Raw genomic sequence first — 20,435 nt, 5'->3', positions numbered from 1 at the left:
GTCTACTCCCCGGTAGTCAGCAGCGGCGCCGCATAGGCCTGCAGGCGGCGCTGGAATTCTGCCACGTGGGCCTCGACCGCCGCCTCGCCGGCCTGGGCCGCGCCATGCATCAGCAGCGGTTCGATCCAGTCCATGCCGCACAGGGCGGCCGTCTGTTCGAAGGGCGCGAGGAAGTCGGCGAAAGGCCGTCCATGCAGGCCGCCCGGCTGGTAGGCCTCTGGGCCGCTGCCGGTGGTCGCCACCAGCCAGTAGCCCTTGCCGCGCAGGGCGGAATCGGGCTTGCCGTAGGCCCAGCCGGGCACCATCACCACGTCCATCCACTCCTTCAGCAGCGAGGGCATGCCGTACCAGCGGATCGGGTGCAGGAAGACCAGCAGACGGGCGCCGCGGACCAGCGCGCGTTCGTGCTCGGCGTCGATATCGAAGTCGGGATAGGTGTCGTACAGGTCCTGGACCACGACCCCGGGCGTGGCGCGCGCGGCATCCGCCAGCCGGCGGTTGACCGGCGAGCGGTGCGGGGCAGGGTGGGCATACAGGACGAGGATGTGTTGTTCGCTCATGGACTTGATTATTCCACAACCACAAGGCCTCGCCCGACATGTCCTACAAGCCAGACCGGCGCCTGCCTATGTTCCGTGGCGGTTTATCGGACTATGATGCCCCGATACTTCACCGCAGAGGAGATTCGCATGTCGATGCAAAGCGAAGGCAAGGACGCGAAAGGCCGCAACTACGACCAGGTCACGAAGGACGGCAGCAGCTCGGCCGGCAGCGTGGGCGCGGGCGGCACCGGCGACATCGGCCGGATGTCGGGTGACGGCGGCAACAGCCAGTCCGATGCGCGGACGGACGATTTGATGACCTCCGACTCCGAGCAGGAGCGCAAGCAGGGCTTCCGTCCAAGCATGCCGGGCGCGGTCGAGACCGGCCTGGACGGAATCGGCAACAAGATCGGCGGCGACCCCGGCAACCGCCAGACGGGCAAAGATGACAGCCAGAAACCCTGAACGGGAGGCAGATATGGCAACGCAGAAAGACGGCAAGGACCCGCAAGGCCCGGGCAACCAGCATAACGACTGGGGTCGCAGCCAGGCCGGGGCCGAAGGCAACGCCCAGTCCGGCGGCGCCCCCGGTACCGGCGGCGTCGGTCACCGGCACCGCGACTGGGGGCACAGCGACGTCGGCCGGTCGCAGCAGGGCGTCATCCCCGGGGAGGAAGCGGGCGAACTGCAGACCGGCCTGGGCGGGACCGAGAGCCTGAGCACCGGGAATGCGGGGAGCAGGCAGTCGGAGGATGAGGAGCCGAAGAAGTAATCAAATATGCAGGGCGTGCCCCAGCGCCCTCAGCGCCGCCTCCTGCACCGCCTCGCCCAGCGTCGGGTGGGCGTGAATCGTCCCACCCACGTCCTCCAGTTGCGCCCCCATCTCGATTGACTGCACGAAGGCCGTGCCGAGCTCGGACACCGCGCCACCGACGGCCTGCCAGCCGACGATCAGGTGATTGTCCTTCCGTGCGACCACGCGCACGAAGCCTTCCGTGGCTTCGAGCGTCATGGCGCGCCCATTGGCAGCGAAGGGGAAGCTGGCGCTGATGCAGTCCAGGCCCTGTTTCGCGGCCTCCTGCGGGCTCAGGCCGACCACCACCACTTCCGGATCGGTGAAGCAGACCGCCGGAATCGCCGCCGGCATGAAGTGACGGCGCTTGCCGGCGATGATCTCGGCCACCATCTCGCCCTGCGCCATCGCGCGGTGGGCCAGCATCGGTTCGCCGGCCAGGTCGCCGATCGCCCAGACGTTGCGCATCGAGGTGCGGCACTGGTTGTCGATGCGGACCGCGCGGCCGTTCATGTCCAGCATCAGGCTCTCGAGGTTGAAGCCGCCGGTCCGCGGGCGGCGGCCGACCGCCACCAGCACCCGGTCGGCGGCGATCGACACCTCTTCGCCGCCGCCGTTCTTCATGCGCACGGCCTTGCCGTCCTCGCTCAGGCCCAGCACGCTCGATTCCAGGTGCAGCTCCACGCCCAGCGCCTTCAGGCGCGCCGCCACCGGACGCGCCAGCTCGTCGTCGTAGGCCGGGAGCACGCGGCCGGCGGCTTCCACCACCGTGACGCGCGCGCCCAGCTTGCGGTAGGCGGTGCCCAGCTCCAGGCCGATGTAGCCGGCGCCGACCACCACCAGGTGTGCCGGCAGGGTGTCGGGGGAGAGCGCTTCGGTGGCGGAGACCACATTGCCGCCGAAGGGCAGGAAGGGCAGTTCGACCGCTTCGGAGCCGGTCGCCAGCAGCAGGTGCTCGCAGCGGATGCGGGTGGTCTGGCCGCCGGCGTCGTTGGCCGCGCCAGTCTTGCCGGCATCAAGGCCGGTGACCTCGACCGTCTTGCCGTCCAGGATCCTGGCCCAGCCGCGCACGACCTGCACGCCGTTCTTCTTCAGCAGGGCGCCGACGCCGCCGGTCAGGCGCTTGACGATGCCGTCCTTCCAGGCCACGGTCCGGTTCAAGTCGATGCTGGGCGCCGACGCGCGGATGCCCAGCGGCGACGCATCAGGCCCCTGAGCCGCGTAATGGCAGGCCTTGTGGAATTCCTCGGCCGCGTGGATCAGCGCCTTGGACGGGATGCAGCCCACGTTCAGGCAGGTGCCACCCAGCTGCTCGCCTTCGACCAGCACGGTCCTGATGCCGAGCTGCCCGGCGCGGATGGCGGCCACGTAGCCGCCGGGGCCGCCGCCGATGATGAGTAAAGTCGTTTCCATCGTCATCTTGATCTATGTCCTTTACTCGACGAACAGCGTTGCCGGGGATTCGAGGTAGCCGCGCACGGTCTGGATGAACTCCGCCGCGACCATGCCGTCGATGACCCGGTGGTCGAAGGAGGACGACAGGTTCATCAGCTTGCGCGGCACCAGGCCGCCGTTTTTCACGACCGGGCGCTCGAGGATGCGGTTGACGCCCACGATCGCCACTTCCGGATGGTTGATCACCGGCGTGCTGACGATGCCGCCGAGCGGGCCGAGGCTGGTGATGGTGATGGTCGAGCCGGACAGCTCGTCGCGCGCGGCCTTGCCGGTGCGGGCGGCGTCCGCCAGGCGCAGGATCTCCTTGGCGCTCGACCACGGATCGCGCGCTTCGGCATTGCGGATCACGGGTACCATCAGGCCGGCGTCGGTCTGGGTGGCGATGCCGAGGTGGACCGGCTGGTAGCGGGTCACGATGCCGGCCTGGTCGTCGAAGCGGGCATTGACCTCGGGGAACTTGCGGATCGCCAGCACCACGGCGCGCATCAGCAGCGGCAGCAGGGTCAGCTTGCCGCGCTCGTCGCCGTAGCGCGCGTTCAGCTGGCCGCGCAGGGCTTCGAGCTCGGTGACGTCGACTTCCTCGACATAGGTGAAGTGCGGGATCTGGCGCTTCGACAGCTGCATCTTCTCGGCGATCTTGCGGCGCAGACCGATCAGGGGCACCGCTTCCTCGCCATGCAGCTCGGCGTAGCGCCCATCCTGGCCGGCGCCGTGCGCGGCGCGACCGCCCCGGCGGCCGGCCACATAGGCGTCGAGGTCGGCGTGCGTAATGCGGCCGGCCTGGCCGCTGCCGGCCACGTACTGCAGCTCGATGCCCATGTCCCAGGCGCGCTTGCGCACGGCCGGCGCGGCCAACGGTTTTTCGTTCGCATCACGGAAAGCCGCGGGCGAACCCGCCCCCTTGCCCTGGGGTGCCGGGGCGGCCGGGGCCGCCGGACGGGCGGGCTGGGCAGGTGGGGCGGGCGGTGCAGCCACGCTGGCGGCGCCCGCCGCGACCCGCTGCGGCTCCGGTACGAAGCCGTGCGGGACATCCGCCGGCTCGTCCGCGGCCGGTGCGGCGCCGCTGCCGGCGGCGGCTGCCGGTTTCACGGCCTCGCCCTTGAAGTTGCCCGCGCCCTCGACGTCGAGGCGGATCAGTTCGGCGCCCACGGCCAGCGATTCGCCGACCTTGCCGCCCAGGGCCGTGACGGTCCCATGCACGGGCGACGGGATCTCGACCGTCGCCTTGTCGGTCATGACGTCGGCCACGACCTGGTCTTCCTTGACGCTGTCGCCGGGCTGGACGCGCCAGGCCACCACTTCGCATTCCGCAATGCCTTCGCCCAGGTCGGGCATCTTGATGACGTGAATACCCACCTTTATGCCTCCATCGCTCGTTTGAATGCCGCGCCGACGCGGTCCGGTCCCGGGAAGTACGCCCATTCCTGCGCATGCGGGTACGGGGTGTCCCAGCCGGTCACGCGCTCGATCGGCGCTTCCAGGTGGTAGAAGCAGTGTTCCTGCACCAGCGCGGCCAGTTCGGCGCCGAAGCCGCTGGTCCTGGTCGCCTCGTGGACCACGACGCAGCGCCCGGTCTTCTTCACCGATTCGACGATGGTCTCGAGGTCGAGCGGCCACAGGGTGCGCAGGTCGATGATCTCGGCGTCGATGCCGGTCTCGGCGGCGGCGGCTTCCGATACCCAGACCATGGTCCCGTAGGTCAGCACGGTCAGGTCGGAACCGGGGCGGAACACCGCGGCCTTGTCCAGCGGGACCGTGTAGTAGCCTTCCGGGACCTTGCCCAGCGCATGCTTGGACCAGGACACCACCGGACGGTCGTGGTGGCCGTCGAAGGGACCGTTGTAGAGGCGCTTGGGCTCCAGGAAGATCACCGGATCGTCGTTCTCGATCGAGGCGATCAGCAGGCCCTTCGCATCGTAGGGATTCGAGGGCATCACGGTGCGCAGGCCGCAGACGTGGGTGAAGAAGGCTTCCGGGCTCTGGCTGTGGGTCTGGCCGCCGTAGATGCCGCCGCCGCAAGGCATGCGGATCGTCAGCGGCGAGGTGAAGTCGCCGGCCGAGCGGTAGCGCAGGCGCGCCGCCTCGGACACGATCTGGTCGGTCGCCGGATAGAAATAGTCGGCGAACTGGATCTCGACCACCGGGCGCAGACCGTAGGCCGCCATGCCGACCGCGGTGCCGACGATGCCGCCTTCCGAGATCGGGGCGTCGAACACGCGCTGCCTGCCGTACTTGGCCTGCAGGCCGTCGGTGACCCGGAACACGCCGCCGAAGTAGCCGACGTCCTGGCCGTACACCACAACGTTGTCGTCGCGTCCCATCATCACGTCCATGGCCGAGCGCAGGGCCTGGATCATGGTCATCGGCGTGCCCGCCGCCTGTTCGGCGGCCTGCTCGGCCGCCTGATCCTTGTCGATGTCTCGCATCACCTCACACCCCCAGTTGTTGACGTTGGCGGCGCAGGTGTTCGGGCATGTCCTTGTAGACGTCCTCGAACATCGATGCGGCGCTCGGCACGCGACCGTCGATCAGCGTGCCGTATTGTTCGGCTTCCTTCTGCGCGGCCAGGATCTCGGCTTCCAGCTCGGCCTGCAGCGCTTCGTGCTCGGCGTCCGACCACCAGCCCTTCCTGACCAGGTGGCGGCGCAGGCGGCCGATCGGGTCGCCCAGCGGGAAGTAGGTCCATTCGTCGGCGGGACGGTAGCGCGAGGGATCGTCGGAGGTCGAGTGCGGGCCGGCGCGGTAGGTGACCCATTCGATCAGGGTCGGGCCGAGGTTGCGGCGGGCGCGCTGGGCGGCCCAGCAGGAAGCCGCGTACACGGCCAGGAAGTCGTTGCCGTCCACGCGCAGCGAGGCGATGCCGGCGCCGACCCCGCGCGCGGCGAAGGTGACGCTCTCGCCGCCGGCGATGGCCTGGAAGGTCGAGATCGCCCACTGGTTGTTGACGACGTTGAAGATCACGGGCGCCTGGTAGACGTGGGCGAAGGTCAGGCCGGTGTGGAAGTCGCTTTCGGCGGTGGCGCCGTCGCCGATCCAGCCGGAGGCGATTTTCGTGTCGCCCTTGATCGCGGAAGCCATGGCCCAGCCGACCGCCTGCGGGATCTGGGTGGCGAGGTTGCCGGAAATCGTGAAGAAGCCGTCCTTCTTGGATGAATACATCACCGGCAGCTGGCGGCCCTTGAGCGGATCGCGTTCGTTCGACAGCAGCTGGCAGATCATCTCGACCAGCGGATAGCGGCGCGCCATCAGCAGGCTTTGCTGGCGGTAGGTGGGGAAGCACATGTCGCCGTCCATCAGCGCGAGCGCGTGCGCGCTGCCGATCGCTTCCTCGCCGAGCGAGGTCATGTAGAACGACATCTTCTTCTGGCGCTGGCCGATGACCATGCGGGCGTCGAAGATCCGGGTCTTCATCATGGTGCGCAGGCCGGACAGGAGGGTCTCCTTGTCGAGCTCCGGCGCCCACGGACCGACGGCGTCGTCGTTCTCGTCGAGCACGCGGATCAGGCTGGACGCCAGCTCCAGGGTGTCCTGGTAGCGCACGTCCACGGGTGGACGCGGGACGGCGCCGGCCGGATTCAGGTTCAGGTACGAAAAATCAGTCTTGCAACCCGGACGGCCGGTAGGCTCCGGGACATGCAGCGACAGAGGTTGACTCTGGCTCATAGTTCACTTTCCCCTCGGTAAAGGTGTGTGCGGCAGAAATAATATTAATTGCGGCAAGACCGCGCACGCACGTTTTGCGAGAATATATTTCTGCTGCTTTGCAGCACGAACTGGCTGCCTCGGGGACGCGCCCGTCCCGCAGGATCAGGACAAGACACTAGCACGCAGCGCAGCGAAGCCATGCCGGTTCGGGCAAGCGTGCGCGGCGCTGCTCAGCGCTTCGGCGGCAATCCGGCGCGCGCTGACGGCAGCCAGCCGAGAGAATCGGCATGCACGCTCTGGATGTACAGGCGGTCGGCCGTCTCCAGCACGCCGGTGGTGTCCGGATAGGCGCCCTGCGGATCCTGCAGGTCGGCGACGACCTGGCCGTCCTCGGTGAACGCGAGCACGTGGCCGTAGGCGGGCGGCACCGGCCACAGGAAGCGCGGCAGGCGCAGCGCCAGCTTGCGCAGGAAAGGATGCGCGGCCATCGCATCGGCCGCGGCGGTGCGCGGCTTGGCGAGGCCCAGCCAGATGCGGCCGTCCAGGCCGCGCGTCAGGTTGTCCGGGAAGCCCGGCAGGTCGTCGAGGACCACGCGGGCCTGCGCCGCCGGGCCGTGGGCCAGGTCGAGGCCGCGCGCATCGGCATCGATGCGCCAGACCCGGTAGGCGCCGCTTTCGGCCACGAACAGCGAGCGGCCGTCCTCCGACAGCACGATGCCGTTGGCGAAGGACAGGCCGTCGGCCACCACCTCGATCTTGCGGTCAGGCCGGTAGACCAGCACGCGCCCGGTCGGGCGGTGGTCGAGGTAGTCGAGCAGGCTGGCCTCGAAGGGGCTGCCGTAATCGGCCGGGGCATAGCGCCGCGACGCATCGGTGAAATAGATGCTGCCGTCGCGCCCGATCGTCACCGCATCCGGAAAGCGGATCGGCTCGCCGTCCGGCATGTGGTCGGCCAGCACCGTCACATGGTGCGGCGCCTCGGCGGCGATCGCCAGCAGGCCGCGGAAGGCGTCGGCGGCGATCATGCGGCCGCGCTCGTCGAACGCGAAACCCAGCACCCGGCCGCCGGTCTGCGCCCACACTTCCTGGCCGCTGCCGTCGGGTCGCATGCGCAGCACGCTGCCGCCGTCGACCGCCGCATACAGATTGCCGTCCGGACCCAGCCCCACGTGTTCCGGCCCGGAGGCGCCGTCCAGGGAGATGCGCGAGAGCGCCGCCAGCCGGGTGTTGGCGGCATACGGGCCGCTGTAGCCCGGGTTCGGCGGCGCGCGCCAGGCCACCGGATCGGCTGGCGCCGGCCTGAGGCTCAGGCTGGCGCCGAGGACGAGCAGCAGCAGCGCGGCAGCGCCGAGCGGAGGGCGTCGCATGGGTTTTCTCCCTGGGGTTCTTATTGTAAATATTGCATGAGTCTATACGAAAAATTTCCGGGCGGCACGCTACCGTAAATCGTGTTTCGTAGAAACTTCAAACGCTTTACAATTGCTGTCCTCATAAGACTCTAGGCAGATTGACAAGATGGCGATGCGCGACGCGGCTCCGGCCAGGAACTTTGGCGATGTAGGCGGAAACCTCGGGAAAATGATCGATAGCTTCGACTGGAGCGGCACCAGCGTCGGCCCGGTTTCCCGCTGGCCGGCGGCGATGCGCACCACGCTCGACCTGATCCTGCGCTCGCCGGTGCCGATCGCCACCCTCTGGGGGCGCGACGGTATCCTGATCTACAACGAAGGCTATGCGGCGCTGTCCGGCGCGCGCCATCCGGCCATCTTCGGCAGCCGCGCCGTCGATGCCTGGCCCGAGGCGGCCGCCCTGAATACCAAGGTGCTGGATACGGTGCTGGGCGGCGGCACGCTGTCCTACCGCGACCACCCGCTGACGCTGGAGCGCGACGGCCTGCCGGCGGCGTGCTGGTTCGATCTCGACTACTCGCCGGTCACCGGCGAGGACGGCGCCATTCTCGGCGCGCTGGCGCTGGTGATCGAGTCCACCGCCAAGGTGCGGGCCGTGGCCGGCCTGGATGCCGAGCACAGCCGCCTGCGCGCCATCTTCCAGCAGGCGCCCGGCTTCATCGCCCAGTTGACCGGGCCGGACCATGTGTTCGCCCTCGTGAACGCGGCCTGCAGCACGCTGATCGGCCAGCGCCCGGTGCTGGGCCGTCCGATCCGCCAGGCGCTGCCGGAAACCGTGCCGCAGGGCTTCGTCGACCTGCTCGACCAGGTCTACCGCAGCGGCGAGCCGCATACCGCCAACGCCGCGCCATTGTGGCTGGCCGGCGCCGGCCACCAGCGCCGCCTGTATTACGTCGACTTCGTCTACCAGGCGCAGCGCAACGTGGACGGCGACGTCACCGGGGTGTTCGTGCATGGCCATGACGTCACCGAACGGGTGCTGGCGGAGCAGGCGCTGCGCGGCAGCGAGGCCCGCTTCCACAGCTTCGCCCATGCGATCCCGCACCAGGTCTGGAGCGCCACCGCGGACGGCAAGAGCGACTGGTTCAACGATCACGCCTATGCCTACAGCGGCCTGGGATTCGAGGCGCTGGGCGGCACCGGCTGGACCGCCATCGTGCATCCGGACGACCTGGCCCAGGTGACGACGCGCTGGGCCATCGCAGTCGCCTCCGGTTCCACCTATGAAGCCGAGATGCGCCTGCGCGCCCACGACGGCAGCTACCGCTGGCACCTGGCGCGCGCGGTGGCGCAGCGCGGGCCGGACGGCGAACTGTCCGGCTGGGTCGGCACGAATACCGACATCGAGGACCGCAAGCAGGGCGAGCAGCGCCTGGAGCAGCTGAACGCCAGCCTGGAAGAAAAGGTCACGCAGCGCACCGCGGAACGCGACCGCATGTGGCGCCTGTCGAAGGACATCATGCTGGTCGCCGGCTTCGACGGCCGGGTCGAAGCGGTCAGCCCGGCCTTCGGCTCGCTGCTGGGTTGGCTCGAGTCGGACATCGTCGGTCGCAATTTCCTCGATCTGGTGCACCCGGACGACCAGGCCGCCACCTCGGCCCAGATGGCATCGCTCGGCGACGGCCATTACGTGTACAAGTTCGAGAACCGCTTCCGGCGGAAAGATGGCAGCTGGTGCCTGCTGTCGTGGTCGGCCGCGCCCGACGCCGTCTTCATCCACGCGATCGGGCGCGACATCACGGGCGACCGCGAGCAGGCGGAGCAGATCCGCCGCACCGAGCTGGCGCTGCAGCAGTCGCAGAAGATGGAGACGGTCGGCAAGCTGACCGGCGGCGTGGCGCACGACTTCAACAACCTGTTGCAGATCATTTCCGGCAACCTGCAGCTGCTCGAAATGCAGTGCGAGGGCAGCGAGGGCCAGCGCTGGATCGGCAATGCCCGCTCGGCGGTCGAGCGCGGCGCCAAGCTGGCCAGCTACCTGTTGGCGTTCGGCCGCCGCCAGCCGCTCGAGCCGCGCGTGGTCAAGATCAGCCGCGTGGTGATGGGCATGGAGGACATGCTGCGCCGTTCGCTCGGCGAGGAAATCGAAGTCGAGCTGGTGATTTCGGGCGGGTTGTGGAACACCGCCGTCGACGTCGCCCAGGTCGAGAACGCGGTGCTGAACCTGGCGATCAATGCGCGCGACGCGATGAACGGCGCCGGCCGGCTTACCATCGAAGCCCATAACGCGGTGCTGGACGACCTGTACTGCCGCACCCACGCCGACGTCGCGCCCGGCCAGTACGTGATGATCGGCGTGACCGACACCGGCGCCGGCATGACGCCCGAGGTGCTGCGCCAGGCCTTCGAACCCTTCTTCTCGACCAAGGAAGAGGGCAAGGGCACCGGCCTGGGCCTGTCGATGGTGTACGGCTTCGTCAAGCAGTCGGGCGGCCACGTGAAGATCTACAGCGAGCCGGGGCAGGGGACGACGGTCAAGATCTACCTGCCGCGCACCCTGGCGGCCGAGGATGCGCTGGCCGCGCCGGTCGAGTCGCAGCCGGCCGTTGGCGGTACCGAGACCATCCTGGTGGCCGAGGACGACGAGGCGGTGCGCACCACGGTCGTCGAGATGTTGACCGAGCTCGGCTACCGCGTGCTGAAGGCGGCCGACGCCGCCAGCGCGCTGGCGGTGGTGGAGTCCGGCGTGCCGATCGACGTCCTGTTCACCGACGTCGTCATGCCCGGCACCTTGCGCAGCCCGGAGCTGGCGCGCATGGCGCGCGAGCGCCTGCCCAACCTGGCGGTGCTGTTCACCTCCGGCTACACGGAAAATGCGATCGTGCACGGCGGCCGGCTCGACCCGGGCGTCGAACTGCTCGGCAAGCCCTACACGCGCGAAAGCCTGGCGCGCCGCATCCGCCAGGTGCTGGCCAACCAGCGCGGCCGCGCGCTGGACGAACCGACGGTCCTGCGCCCGCGCGCCGACCAGGACGGGACCCCGGCGCCTTTGTGCATCGTGCTGGTGGAAGACGAGGAGGAAATCCGCGACAGTACCGAAGCCCTGCTGATCCATCTGGGCCACGAGGTGCGCTCGGCCGGCACCGCCGAGGATGCCCTGGCGCTGATCTCGAACGAATCCGATCTGCTGATCACCGACGTCCTGCTGCCCGGCATGTCCGGCGACATGCTGGCCGCCGAGGCGCGCGTGCTGGCGCCCGGCATCCGCATCGTGTTCGCGACCGGCAAGGGTGAGGTCAACAACTGGCCGGATGCGGTGGTGCTGAGGAAGCCGTATGACTTGACGGCGCTGGCGGCGGTGCTGGTGACATAGCCGTCGTCCCCGCGCAGGCGGGGACCCAAATCAGCCGGCAGCGGCGTTCCGCGCCTGGCTCGCCGCCAGCTCCCGCAGCGCGCCCTCGATGAATTTCGCGGTCACCCCCGGCTGCGTGACCGGCAGCATGTGCCCGCCCTCGATCAGTTCCAGCCGCGCACCCGGCACCTTGTCGACCAGCGCCTGGCCGTTGGCCTTCCAGTCGAGGATGCGGTCGTCCTTCCCGTACAGGACGTGCACCGGCAGGCGCAGTTCCGGATAGCGCGCCTGCACCTGCGGCAGGTACGCCGGCAGGGCCTGCAGGTCGCTCGAGGCCGACAGGAAGGCCGACGGCCGCAGGCTGAGCAGGCCGCCGCCCTTGAGCGCGAAATCCTTCGGCACCGGCTCCGGGCCGAACACGACTTCGAGCGTCCTGGTACTGTTCCTGATCGACGCCGGCACCGCCAGCGTCCACGCCAGCAGCTTGCGCATCAGCGGCGACTGGATGGTCAGGCCCTTGAACACCGCCGGCACATCGTCGCGCATATGGGTCAGCGGCGCCAGCAGGGCCAGCCCGAGCACCTGTTCCGGATGCTCCTGCGCCAGCGTCAGCGCGACCGCGCCGCCCAGCGAGTGGCCGACCACGAAGGTCTTGCCGAGTCCCAGGGTGCGGATCAGGGCCGCCAGCGCGGCGGCCTGGGTGGACAGGTCGGCGGCGGTTTCCGGCGCGCGGGTCGAGTAGCCCGAGCCCGGACGGTCGACCACGATCACGCGGTGGCGCTCCGCCAGCCGCCCGGCCACGCCGTAGGTGTAGTGCGAGAGCTGGCCGGCCAGGCCGTGGATCATCAGGATCGGCGGCGCGTCGGCGCGCTGCTCGCCGAACTCGCGCACGTGCAGGCGCGCGCCGGGCACCTCGACGTACCGTCCCTTCGCGGGCAGCACGCTTTCCACCTTGCGCGCGGTGTACCAGGTGAACAGGGCCAGGATGGCGGCGCACAGCGCCAGTGTCCCGGCCAGGATGCCGAGCAGGGTCAGGAAGGATGTCATCGCTTGATCGCTTTCTTCAGGAGCTTCCAGTAGCCGACCGGCGCCAGGCGTTCGAGGAAGGCTGCGGCTTTCGCGTCGCTGCCGACCAGGATGCGGGCCTGGCGCTTTTCGATGCCGCGCACGATGATCTCGCCGGCCTGTTCGGGCGCCATGCGCAGCAGCTTTTCCATGGTCTTGCGGCCGCGTTCGACCTCGTCGGCCGGTGCGCCCTGCGGGATGCGGGCGTTCTTCGCAATCGAGGTGGCGACGCCGCCCGGATGCACGACCGAGATCCCGACCGTGCTGCCTTCCAGCTCATGGCGCAGCACGTTCGAGAAGCCGCGCACCGCGAACTTGCTGGCTGCGTAGGCGGCCTGGCCGGGCGGGGCGATGATACCGTAGATGCTGGAAACGTTGACGATGCGGGCGTCGTCCGACTGGTGCAGCAGCGGCAGGAAGGCGCGCGTCATCCGCACCACGCCGTTGAAGTTAATCTCCAGCAGCCAGTCGAAATCCGCCTCGCTGACCTGCTCGAAGCTGCCGCCCAGCGCCACGCCGGCGTTGTTCATGACGATGTCGACCCGCTGGTGGACCCTCCTGACCTGTTCCGGGAAGGCGGCGACGGCGGCGCGGTCGGCCACGTCCAGGCGGTGCGCGCTGGCGCGTACGCCAAGCGCCTGGGCCGCGCGGGCGCTGTCCTGCACGGCGTCCTCGTTGATGTCGGCCAGCGCCAGGTGGCAGCCGCGGCGGGCCATGGACAGTGCGGTAGCGCGGCCGATGCCGCTGCCGGCGCCGGTGATCACGGCGACGCGGTTGTTGAGCTTCATGGCAAGACTCCTGAAGGTCCAAAGTGCATGACGCCGTCGGCGATGCGGCCGTGGCGGATGGTGAGCATGTCCTGCAGATAGTTCTGGTAGACCTGCCACGGGCGGCGCGAGCCCTGCTGCGGCAGTTCTCCCCTGGCGCGCTGCACGTAGCCCGAGGTGAAGTTCAGGAAGGGCTCGGGCTCGACCCCGGCTTCGCGGCGCGGCACCGCGATCGCGATGCCCTTGCGGTCCATGTAGCGCAGCAGCCGGCAGACGTACGCGGCGGTGAGGTCGGCCTTCAGGGTCCAGGACGCGTTGGTGTAACCGAAGGTCATTACGCAGTTCGGCAGGCCGCTCAGCATCATGCCCTTGTACGACATCGCCTCGCTGGCGCGGAAGGGCTGGCCGTCGACCGTGACGGCCACGCCGCCGAGCACCTTGATCTTCAGGCCGGTCGCCAGCACCACCACGTCCGCCGCCAGCTCCCTGCCGGACTTGAGCAGGATGCCGGTCTCGGTGAAGCGCTCGATGTGGTCGGTCGCCACCGAGGCCCGCTTCTGGCGGATCGCCTTGAACAGGTCGCCGTCCGGCACCACGCAGACGCGCTGGTCCCAGGGCTTGTAGTCGGGCGTGAAGTGGGTGCCGACGTCGAAATCCTTGCCCAGCTGGTGGCGCGCCATCGCCACGATCTTCTGCTTGGCCAGCTCCGGCTTGCTGCGCGCCACGCGGTACAGCAGCATGCTCTCGACGATCACGCGCCAGCGCGTCGCCCAGTAAGCGGCCTTTTCCGGCAGCCAGCGCCGGAAGCTGCGCGCGAAGCCATATTCGGACGGCCGGGTAACGACGTAGGTGGGCGAGCGCTGCAGCATCGTCACGTGCGCCGCCCGATCGGCCATCGCCGGCACCAGGGTCACGGCGGTCGCGCCGCTGCCGACCACCACCACCTGCTTGCCCCGGTAGTCGAGGTCCTGCGGCCAGAACTGCGGCTGCACGATGCGGCCCAGGTAGGCGTCCTCGCCCTCGAAGACCGGGCGGTAGGCTTCCTCGTAGCTGTAGTAGCCGCTGCACATGTAGAGGAAGCGGGCGCGGATCGTCACCGGTGCGCCCTCATGCTCGGCCTCCACGGTCCAGCATGCATCAAGGCTCGACCAGGATGCTGCCCTTGCCTTGTGCCGGAAACGGATGTGGCGGTCGATGCCGTTGTCGCGCGCGGTGTCGCGGATGTAGTCGCGGATCGAGGGGCCGTCGGCGATCGCCTTGCCGGCGGTCCACGGCTGGAAGGCGTAGCCGAGGGTGTACATGTCGGAGTCGGAGCGCACGCCGGGATAGCGGAACAGGTCCCAGGTGCCGCCGATGGCGTCGCGCGCTTCGAGGATCGCGTAGCGCTTGCCGGGACAGTGGCGTTGCAGGTGCCAGGCCGCGCCGATGCCGGACAGGCCGGCGCCGACGATCAGCACGTCCAGCATCCCTTCCGGCGCCTGCGGGCTGGAGGAGTCAGACATTCGCGTCTCTTTGTTCTGTTTTAATTATTGACACTGTACATTGTCACTTTAGGGATGACAACTTTATGTGCCAAAATAGAGGGATGTCTCGAGAAACTCCACCAGCGCGTCCCTACCGGGGCGTGTCGCAAGACGATCGCCGCGCCCAGCGCCGCAGCCAGTTGATTGCGGCCGCCATCGAAGTTTATGGTGAGCGCGGCTACCGCCAGGCCACCGTGAAGGCGGTCCGCGAAGCGGCCGGCCTTACGGAACGCTACTTTTACGAATCCTTCGCCAACAGCGAAGACCTGCTGATCGCTTCCTATAATGCGGTCACCTGGTCGGTGTTCCGCGAAATCAGGGAATCCGGCGCCGCCGCCGGCGCCACGCGCACCGAACGCGCGCGCGCCATGCTGCGGGCCTACTTCTCGGCGCTGCAGCGCGACCCGCGCTCGGCGCGCGTGTTCCTGGTGGAGATCCGGGGCGTCAGCCGCGCCGTCGACAAGGCCTTCGATACCTCGCTGCGCGCCATCGGCGAGGAAGTCGCGCGCATCGCCGGTCCGGAGGGCGGGACCGCCGACCCGCTGCTGCAGGCCGGCGTGGTGGGCGGCGTGATCCACATCGCGCTGCGCTGGATCGAGGACGGCTACAGCCCGGATATCGACAGCGTCACCGGTAGCGCGCTGCAGCTGGTGATGGTGGAAGCGAAGCCGGCGCCCGGTCTGGGCACGTAGACAGGATCGACCTCGAACAGGTATCGCGCACCGTGCTCGCGCACGCGCACGGGCGAAACCGGGTTCACGTCCTGGATGCCGCGCGCCAGTTCCAGATCGCCTTCGCGAAAGGCATCGACGATGGCACCAGCGTCGGGCGCCATGAGCTCGGCACCGGGGCCTGCCGCTCTTCATCCTTCGCTGGCTGCTGGGTGTCCTTCATGGGGCGCCGCCTCGGTCAGTCGAAAGCGATGCCGATCAGTTCATCGATGAGGCCGATGCCGGCCAGGCCGTAGCGGCCGACCGGTTCCACGGGCCCCGGCAGGTAACGTCCATGCTCGTCGAGGAAGCTGGCGCCGTCAGTGAAGCAGTGCTGAGGCAAAACGTCGGCTTTCGTAAGCGGCTGCCTTGCGACGGTCTCGAAATAGCCGCGTGTCCATCCCAGTCGGTTGGTGCCGATCGGCGGTAGCAGGAGCAGGTCATGGCGCAGGTCGGGAATGGCGTGCTTGTCCAGCGACCAGGCGCGGTACAGGTAGATCAGAATGCAGTGGACCTCGGGGATGCCCGTCAAATTTGCCTCGGTGGAGACGACCCGGCCGAAATGGAAGCGCCCGGGCCGACGCGCATGCTGCCAGGCGAAGATGTCCCCCGGCGCCAGCATCGGCCGGCTGCGCCTGAGGACCTGCAGGCCGGGGTCCAGGCTCAAGGCCAGTCCAGCTCCACCCAGGTCGGCGCATGGTCGCTCGGCTTCTCGCGCCCGCGTACCTCGCGGTCGACGCCGGCCGTCTTCAGCTTCGGCGCGAGCGCGGGGCTCAGGAGCAGGTGGTCGATGCGCAGGCCGGCGTTGCGGCCGTAGGCGTCGCGGAAGTAATCCCAGAAGGTGTAGATGACCTCGTCCGGATGGGTCTCGCGCAGCGCGTCCGTCCAGCCCTGGTCGAGCAGTTTGCGGTAGGCGGCGCGGGTCTCGGGGCGGAACAGGGCGTCGTCGAGCCAGCGTTCGGGCTTGTAGACGTCGAGTTCGGTCGGCATGACGTTGTAGTCCCCGCACAGGATCACGGGCGCCCCGGTGTCGATCAGCTCCTGGGCGCGCTTGTGCAGGCGCTCGAACCAGCGCAGCTTGTAGTCGAACTTCGGGCCCGGCGCGGGGTTGCCGTTCGGGAGGTAGAGGCAGCCGACCAGGATGCCGTTGACCGCCGCTTCGATGTAGCGGCTCTGCTCGTCCTCGGGATCGCCCGGCAGGCCGCGCCCGATTTCCTGCGGTTCCGCGTCCCTGGCGAGGATGGCGACCCCGTTCCAACTTTTCTGGCCGTGCCAGATCGGATGGTAGCCGGCGGCGCGGATCTCCATCTCCGGGAATTTCTCTTGCGGCGCCTTCAGCTCCTGCAGGCAGGCGACGTCGGGCCGGGTCTCTTCCAGCCATTGCAGCAGGGCGGGCAGGCGGCTGTTGATGCCGTTGACGTTGAAGGTGGCGATGCGCATGGCGTCTCCGGATGCATGAGTTGGACATATTGTGACAGAGGAGGGCGGGCGCCGCCGCACAGGCGTGGTCGGCCTGGCAATTTCCCGTGCGGTAGTAGTCAAACTACGGATGGTGACCGCCAGATTCGGCTGCGCCCGCCCGACGATCCTCGCCGCGGTGTAAATTAACTACCTCGTCCGTATAAATTCTGGCATGCTCTTGCCTGCGGCCGCGCAGGACGGCTCCACACCACGACAACGACGACGAGACCATGAAATTGACCCCCTTCGCGGCGGCGCTGGCTGCGGCCTTCGCGCTTCTTTCCGCCACCCCGCTGGCCCAGGCCCAGAACCTCGAGCGCCACTTCCTCGGCTTCAAGCAGGCCGGCCAGGGCTTCGAGATCGCCACCAGCGACGGCCGCTACCTGATCAAGCCCTACGCGCCGAACATCGTCGAGACCAGCTTCGTGCCCAGCGCGGACGAGGGCAAGCCGGTGGCCGCCTCGCATGCGGTGGTGCTGGCGCCCGCCCAGGTCCCGGTGCAGGTGCAGGAAGACGCAGCGCGCATCGTGCTGGCCACCGAGGGCATCACGGTGACGGTCGAGAAGTCGCCGTTCCGCGTCCAGTACAGCTACAAGGGGAAGCCGCTGGTGGCCGAGAAGCGTGGCTATGCGCATGGCGACAAGCTGGAATCCATCGAATTCGCGGTCGGCGACGGCGAAGCGCTGTACGGCGCCGGCTCGCGCGCAGTCGGCATGAACCGGCGCGGCTACCGCTTCCCGCTGTATAACAAGGCGTCCTATGGCTTTGGCGCCCACGCCGAGCAGATGGGCTACGGCATCCCGATGGCGCTGTCCTCGAAGCGCTATGCGATCCATTTCGACAATCCGCAGGCCGGCTATCTCGACCTGGACAGCCACAAGGATGGCACCATGCGCTTCGAGGCCATTGGCGGTCCGAAGACCTACCAGGTGGTGGCGGGCGACGACTGGGCCCAGATCATGGATGGCTACACCCGCCTGACCGGTCGGCAGCCGCTGCCGCCGCGCTGGGCCTTCGGCAATTTCGCCAGCCGCTTCGGGTATCACGACGAGGCCGAAACACGCGCGGTGGTCGACAAGTTCATCGCCGACGGCATCCCGCTGGACGCCATCGTGCTCGACCTCTACTGGTTCGGCAAGACCGTCAAGGGCACCATGGGCAACCTGGCCTGGGACCGCGACAGCTTCCCGCATCCCGAAAAGATGATGGCGGACTTCAAGCAGAAGGGCGTGCAGACGGTCGTGATCACCGAGCCCTTCATCCTGACCAGTTCGAGCCGCTGGAACGAAGCGGTGCAGCAGGACGTGCTGGCCAAGGGCAAGGACGGCAAGCCCTTCACCTACGATTTCTACTTCGGGAACACCGGCCTGGTCGACGTCTTCAAGCCGGAGGCCCGCGACTGGTTCTGGAAGATCTACAAGGGCCTGAAGGCGGGCGGCGTGGCCGGCTGGTGGGGCGACCTGGGCGAGCCGGAGGTCCATCCGGCCGAGGCGCAACACGCGACCGGCAGCGCCGACCAGGTCCACAACATCTACGGCCACGAATGGGCGCGCATGATCCACGACGGCTATGCGCGCGACTATCCGGGCGAGCGTCCCTTCATCCTGATGCGTTCGGGTTATTCGGGCTCGCAGCGTTTCGGCATGATCCCGTGGTCGGGCGACGTCAGCCGCGGCTGGGGCGGACTGCAGTCGCAGATGGAGATCTCGCTGCAGATGGGCATGCAGGGACAGGCCTACATGCACTCGGACCTCGGCGGCTTTGCCGGCGCGGTGCTGGACGACGAGCTGTACGTGCGTTGGCTGCAGTACGGCGTGTTCCAGCCGGTGTTCCGTCCGCATGCCCAGGAAGACGTGGCGGCGGAGCCGGTGTTCCGCGCTCCGAAGACCAGGGCGCTGGCGCGCGAGGCGGTGCGCCTGCGCTACGCCATGCTGCCGTATAACTACACGATCGCCTTCGAAAACAGCCGCACCGGCATGCCGATGATGCGCCCAATGCTGTTCGAAGAGCCAAGCGACGACGCGGCGCCGGCGATCTCGTCGACCTACCTGTGGGGCCCGAGCTTCCTGGTGGCGCCGGTGGTCGAGGCGGGCGCGGCGCGGAAAGAGGTGCATTTCCCCGACAAGGGCAGCGTCTGGTTCGACTTCTACAACGAGCAGCCGCACCGCGGCGGCATCACCGAAGTGGTCGCCACCGTGCCGGAACATATCCCGACCTATGTGCGGGCCGGGGCCTTCGTGCCGCTGTCGAAGGTCGTGCAGAGCACGCGCGACTACTCGACCCGCGCGCTCGAGCTGCACTACTACCACGACGCGACGGTCGCATCCTCGAGCGGCGAGCTGTACGACGACGATGGCCGGACCCCGAACGCTTTCGAGGCCGGCAAGTACGAGCTGGTGCGCTTCAGCAGCCGCTTCGGCGCCGGCAGGCTGGACATCGGCCTGCAGCCGGAGCGCGGCGCCGGCTTCGCTCCGTCGTCGCACAGCTTCACGCTGAAGGTCCACAACGTCGTGCGCAAACCACGTGCCGTCCAGGCAGGCGGCAAGGCCCTGGGCTTCCGCTGGAACGCCAGGAACCGGCTGCTGGAAGTGTCGCTCCCAGCGCTGCGCGAGGCGCCGATGCAGGTGGCGATCACGCTGTAAGCCCGGGTTGTACGGCTGAGCACGGGGCGCGCCGGCATTCAGGCGCGCTCCGGTTCGATGGGGGATTCGGTAAACTGGGCCGGAACGCTGATGCGATTCGACCGTACCATGAAGACCCAACTGCTGCAGGACCTCAACGATAACGGCTCGGCCCAGGCCGGCCCGCCACCCCCGTCCGCCACTGTCCAGCCCGACGTACGCCCCGAGGAAGCGGCCGCGCCGCGACCGGCCGTGTGGCGCCAGCCCCGGCAGGCGCCGCCGGAAACGCCGGGCGCCGTCGCGTCGGGCGCCGCCGCGCCGGATGCGGTAGCGGGCGCCGCCGTGCCGCCCGCAACACCGGCGGCAAGTGGCGCGCCGGCCCCGCCGGATGCGGTGCAGCCCACAGCGCCGGCCTTCGCGCGTCCGGCGCCGATCCATATCACGCCGCCGCCGGGGGCGCGCGTGAGCCTCCCGTCCGAGACGACGATCCCGCTGCCCGGGACCGGCGCCGGTGGCGGCGATCCCGACTGGCTTACCGAGCGCCTCGCGCGCGACGCGGCGACGCACAGCAGCGCCGACTGGAGCGGACGCTGGGGCCGCCGGCTCGCGGCCTCGGGCGCCGCCGCTGTGCTGCTGGCGCTGGTCGCCGGCGGTGGCCTGTGGCTGTACGAGCAGAGCCAGGTGGAGGGCGCGCTGGTGGTGGTGGCGAACACGAATCCGGCATCGGAACTGCCCGCGGCGCGGCCGACGGCCGGCAGCGCCGCGACTGCTGCGAGCGGCACGACGGCGCCGATTGGCGCGCTGCCGTCGACCTCAGCGCCGGCGACATTGCCCGTACCGGCGCCGGCGCCGGCAGAGGCGCCCGCTCCCGTAGCGCCCGAAGCGGCGCAGAAGGCGGGTGGCGTGGACGCGGACAGGACAGTGAAATCCGTCCCCCTGGCCGAGGCGCCCGCCACCGCGCCGCCAAAGCGCACGCGCAGTCACAGCCACAGCCGCAAGCGTACGCAGGCTGCGGCCACCGACAGCGCTCCTTCGGCCCGCCAGCGCCGCGAAGAAACCCTGATGCAGTGCCGCGCGCACGGCTACGACGAACGCGAGTGCCTGGCGCGCGGCTGCGAGATGACCCGCTACGGTTTCGCCTGCAAGGGCTGA

The 20,435-nt window shown here is 68.9% G+C and carries 18 protein-coding genes; 6 read left to right on the top strand and 12 right to left on the bottom strand.

Going from position 1 to position 20,435, the window contains the following annotated elements; genetic code table 11:
- Nucleotides 1-2 precede the first annotated feature (2 nt).
- A complete protein-coding gene (locus AM586_RS02760; RefSeq protein WP_047825254.1) occupies nt 3-560 on the bottom strand; it encodes an NAD(P)H-dependent oxidoreductase in 558 nt (185 codons plus the stop codon).
- Between the two features lie 129 nt (nt 561-689).
- Between AM586_RS02760 and AM586_RS02755 the strand changes: the two genes are divergently transcribed.
- Both AM586_RS02755 and AM586_RS02750 read left to right on the top strand, forming a co-directional pair.
- Complete coding sequence (locus tag AM586_RS02755) at nt 690-1,007, top strand: hypothetical protein (protein ID WP_047825253.1); 318 nt, start codon at nt 690-692, stop codon at nt 1,005-1,007.
- Between the two features lie 13 nt (nt 1,008-1,020).
- Nucleotides 1,021-1,314, top strand: a complete 294-nt coding sequence (locus tag AM586_RS02750) for a hypothetical protein (protein ID WP_047825252.1) — start codon at nt 1,021-1,023, stop codon at nt 1,312-1,314.
- Here the strand turns inward: AM586_RS02750 and lpdA are convergent, their stop codons facing one another.
- From lpdA to AM586_RS02725, 5 genes are all read right to left on the bottom strand, one after another.
- Nucleotides 1,315-2,760, bottom strand: a complete 1,446-nt coding sequence (lpdA, locus tag AM586_RS02745; protein ID WP_109370413.1) for a dihydrolipoyl dehydrogenase — start codon at nt 2,758-2,760, stop codon at nt 1,315-1,317.
- Nucleotides 2,761-2,769: 9 nt separating this feature from the next.
- Entirely contained in the window at nt 2,770-4,146 is a 1,377-nt protein-coding gene (locus AM586_RS02740) for a dihydrolipoamide acetyltransferase family protein (RefSeq protein WP_047825250.1), read from the bottom strand.
- A 2-nt stretch (nt 4,147-4,148) separates the two neighbouring features.
- Nucleotides 4,149-5,153, bottom strand: coding sequence for an alpha-ketoacid dehydrogenase subunit beta (locus tag AM586_RS02735; protein WP_047825416.1), 1,005 nt, complete (start codon nt 5,151-5,153; stop codon nt 4,149-4,151).
- Nucleotides 5,154-5,220: 67 nt separating this feature from the next.
- Nucleotides 5,221-6,453 (bottom strand): 3-methyl-2-oxobutanoate dehydrogenase (2-methylpropanoyl-transferring) subunit alpha, encoded by a 1,233-nt coding sequence (locus AM586_RS02730; protein ID WP_047825249.1) that lies wholly within the window; start codon nt 6,451-6,453, stop codon nt 5,221-5,223.
- Between the two features lie 212 nt (nt 6,454-6,665).
- Nucleotides 6,666-7,802, bottom strand: a complete 1,137-nt coding sequence (locus tag AM586_RS02725) for an SMP-30/gluconolactonase/LRE family protein (protein ID WP_047825248.1) — start codon at nt 7,800-7,802, stop codon at nt 6,666-6,668.
- A gap of 211 nt (nt 7,803-8,013) precedes the next feature.
- On the opposite strand from AM586_RS02725, the gene AM586_RS02720 reads away from it, so the two are divergent.
- The gene (locus tag AM586_RS02720) at nt 8,014-11,157 is read left to right on the top strand and encodes a PAS domain S-box protein (RefSeq protein ID WP_229411177.1); all 3,144 of its coding nucleotides are present in this window, start codon (nt 8,014-8,016) and stop codon (nt 11,155-11,157) included.
- A gap of 30 nt (nt 11,158-11,187) precedes the next feature.
- Here AM586_RS02720 and AM586_RS02715 read toward each other — a convergent pair whose 3' ends face one another.
- The 3 genes from AM586_RS02715 to AM586_RS02705 are packed head-to-tail and all read right to left on the bottom strand — an operon-like array spanning nt 11,188 to nt 14,470.
- Nucleotides 11,188-12,183: an alpha/beta fold hydrolase gene (locus AM586_RS02715; RefSeq protein ID WP_047825246.1), complete on the bottom strand. Its 996-nt coding sequence runs from the start codon at nt 12,181-12,183 to the stop codon at nt 11,188-11,190.
- On the bottom strand, nt 12,180-12,989 hold the full coding sequence (locus AM586_RS02710; protein ID WP_047825245.1) for an SDR family oxidoreductase: 810 nt from the start codon (nt 12,987-12,989) through the stop codon (nt 12,180-12,182). The genes AM586_RS02715 and AM586_RS02710 overlap by 4 nt, the downstream gene beginning before the upstream one ends.
- The gene (locus AM586_RS02705) at nt 12,986-14,470 is read right to left on the bottom strand and encodes an NAD(P)/FAD-dependent oxidoreductase (RefSeq protein WP_047825244.1); all 1,485 of its coding nucleotides are present in this window, start codon (nt 14,468-14,470) and stop codon (nt 12,986-12,988) included. The genes AM586_RS02710 and AM586_RS02705 overlap by 4 nt, the downstream gene beginning before the upstream one ends.
- 83 nt (nt 14,471-14,553) lie before the next feature.
- Between AM586_RS02705 and AM586_RS02700 the strand changes: the two genes are divergently transcribed.
- On the top strand, nt 14,554-15,183 hold the full coding sequence (locus AM586_RS02700; protein WP_047825243.1) for a TetR/AcrR family transcriptional regulator: 630 nt from the start codon (nt 14,554-14,556) through the stop codon (nt 15,181-15,183).
- A gap of 64 nt (nt 15,184-15,247) precedes the next feature.
- Here the strand turns inward: AM586_RS02700 and AM586_RS27955 are convergent, their stop codons facing one another.
- The 3 genes from AM586_RS27955 to xth are packed head-to-tail and all read right to left on the bottom strand — an operon-like array spanning nt 15,248 to nt 16,641.
- Complete coding sequence (locus AM586_RS27955) at nt 15,248-15,385, bottom strand: hypothetical protein (RefSeq protein WP_156328214.1); 138 nt, start codon at nt 15,383-15,385, stop codon at nt 15,248-15,250.
- Between the two features lie 15 nt (nt 15,386-15,400).
- On the bottom strand, nt 15,401-15,868 hold the full coding sequence (locus tag AM586_RS02695; RefSeq protein ID WP_052233969.1) for an Imm26 family immunity protein: 468 nt from the start codon (nt 15,866-15,868) through the stop codon (nt 15,401-15,403).
- Nucleotides 15,865-16,641, bottom strand: a complete 777-nt coding sequence (xth, locus tag AM586_RS02690; protein ID WP_047825242.1) for an exodeoxyribonuclease III — start codon at nt 16,639-16,641, stop codon at nt 15,865-15,867. The genes AM586_RS02695 and xth overlap by 4 nt, the downstream gene beginning before the upstream one ends.
- Nucleotides 16,642-16,892: 251 nt before the next feature.
- Between xth and AM586_RS02685 the strand changes: the two genes are divergently transcribed.
- Together AM586_RS02685 and AM586_RS02680 are read left to right on the top strand one after the other, a co-directional pair.
- Entirely contained in the window at nt 16,893-19,304 is a 2,412-nt protein-coding gene (locus AM586_RS02685; protein WP_047825241.1) for a TIM-barrel domain-containing protein, read from the top strand.
- A gap of 90 nt (nt 19,305-19,394) precedes the next feature.
- Nucleotides 19,395-20,435, top strand: a complete 1,041-nt coding sequence (locus AM586_RS02680) for a hypothetical protein (protein WP_047825240.1) — start codon at nt 19,395-19,397, stop codon at nt 20,433-20,435.

The sequence above is a fragment of the Massilia sp. WG5 genome (genome assembly GCF_001412595.2).
Lineage (GTDB): Bacteria > Pseudomonadota > Gammaproteobacteria > Burkholderiales > Burkholderiaceae_D > Telluria.
This window is presented reverse-complemented; position numbering and strand designations above follow the sequence as displayed.

Bases quoted from the DNA above. Each gene is read 5' to 3' on its own strand.
- AM586_RS02700 (WP_047825243.1), top strand. From the start codon at position 14,554: ATGTCTCGAGAAACTCCACCAGCGCGTCCCTACCGGGGCGTGTCGCAA.
- AM586_RS02750 (WP_047825252.1), top strand. From the start codon at position 1,021: ATGGCAACGCAGAAAGACGGCAAGGACCCGCAAGGCCCGGGCAACCAG.
- AM586_RS02735 (WP_047825416.1), bottom strand. From the start codon at position 5,153: ATGACCATGATCCAGGCCCTGCGCTCGGCCATGGACGTGATGATGGGA.
- AM586_RS02715 (WP_047825246.1), bottom strand. From the start codon at position 12,183: ATGACATCCTTCCTGACCCTGCTCGGCATCCTGGCCGGGACACTGGCG.
- AM586_RS02720 (WP_229411177.1), top strand. From the start codon at position 8,014: ATGATCGATAGCTTCGACTGGAGCGGCACCAGCGTCGGCCCGGTTTCC.
- AM586_RS27955 (WP_156328214.1), bottom strand. From the start codon at position 15,385: ATGAAGGACACCCAGCAGCCAGCGAAGGATGAAGAGCGGCAGGCCCCG.
- AM586_RS02755 (WP_047825253.1), top strand. From the start codon at position 690: ATGTCGATGCAAAGCGAAGGCAAGGACGCGAAAGGCCGCAACTACGAC.
- AM586_RS02685 (WP_047825241.1), top strand. From the start codon at position 16,893: ATGAAATTGACCCCCTTCGCGGCGGCGCTGGCTGCGGCCTTCGCGCTT.
- AM586_RS02730 (WP_047825249.1), bottom strand. From the start codon at position 6,453: ATGAGCCAGAGTCAACCTCTGTCGCTGCATGTCCCGGAGCCTACCGGC.
- AM586_RS02710 (WP_047825245.1), bottom strand. From the start codon at position 12,989: ATGAAGCTCAACAACCGCGTCGCCGTGATCACCGGCGCCGGCAGCGGC.
- AM586_RS02725 (WP_047825248.1), bottom strand. From the start codon at position 7,802: ATGCGACGCCCTCCGCTCGGCGCTGCCGCGCTGCTGCTGCTCGTCCTC.
- AM586_RS02705 (WP_047825244.1), bottom strand. From the start codon at position 14,470: ATGTCTGACTCCTCCAGCCCGCAGGCGCCGGAAGGGATGCTGGACGTG.
- AM586_RS02680 (WP_047825240.1), top strand. From the start codon at position 19,395: ATGCGATTCGACCGTACCATGAAGACCCAACTGCTGCAGGACCTCAAC.
- AM586_RS02760 (WP_047825254.1), bottom strand. From the start codon at position 560: ATGAGCGAACAACACATCCTCGTCCTGTATGCCCACCCTGCCCCGCAC.
- xth (WP_047825242.1), bottom strand. From the start codon at position 16,641: ATGCGCATCGCCACCTTCAACGTCAACGGCATCAACAGCCGCCTGCCC.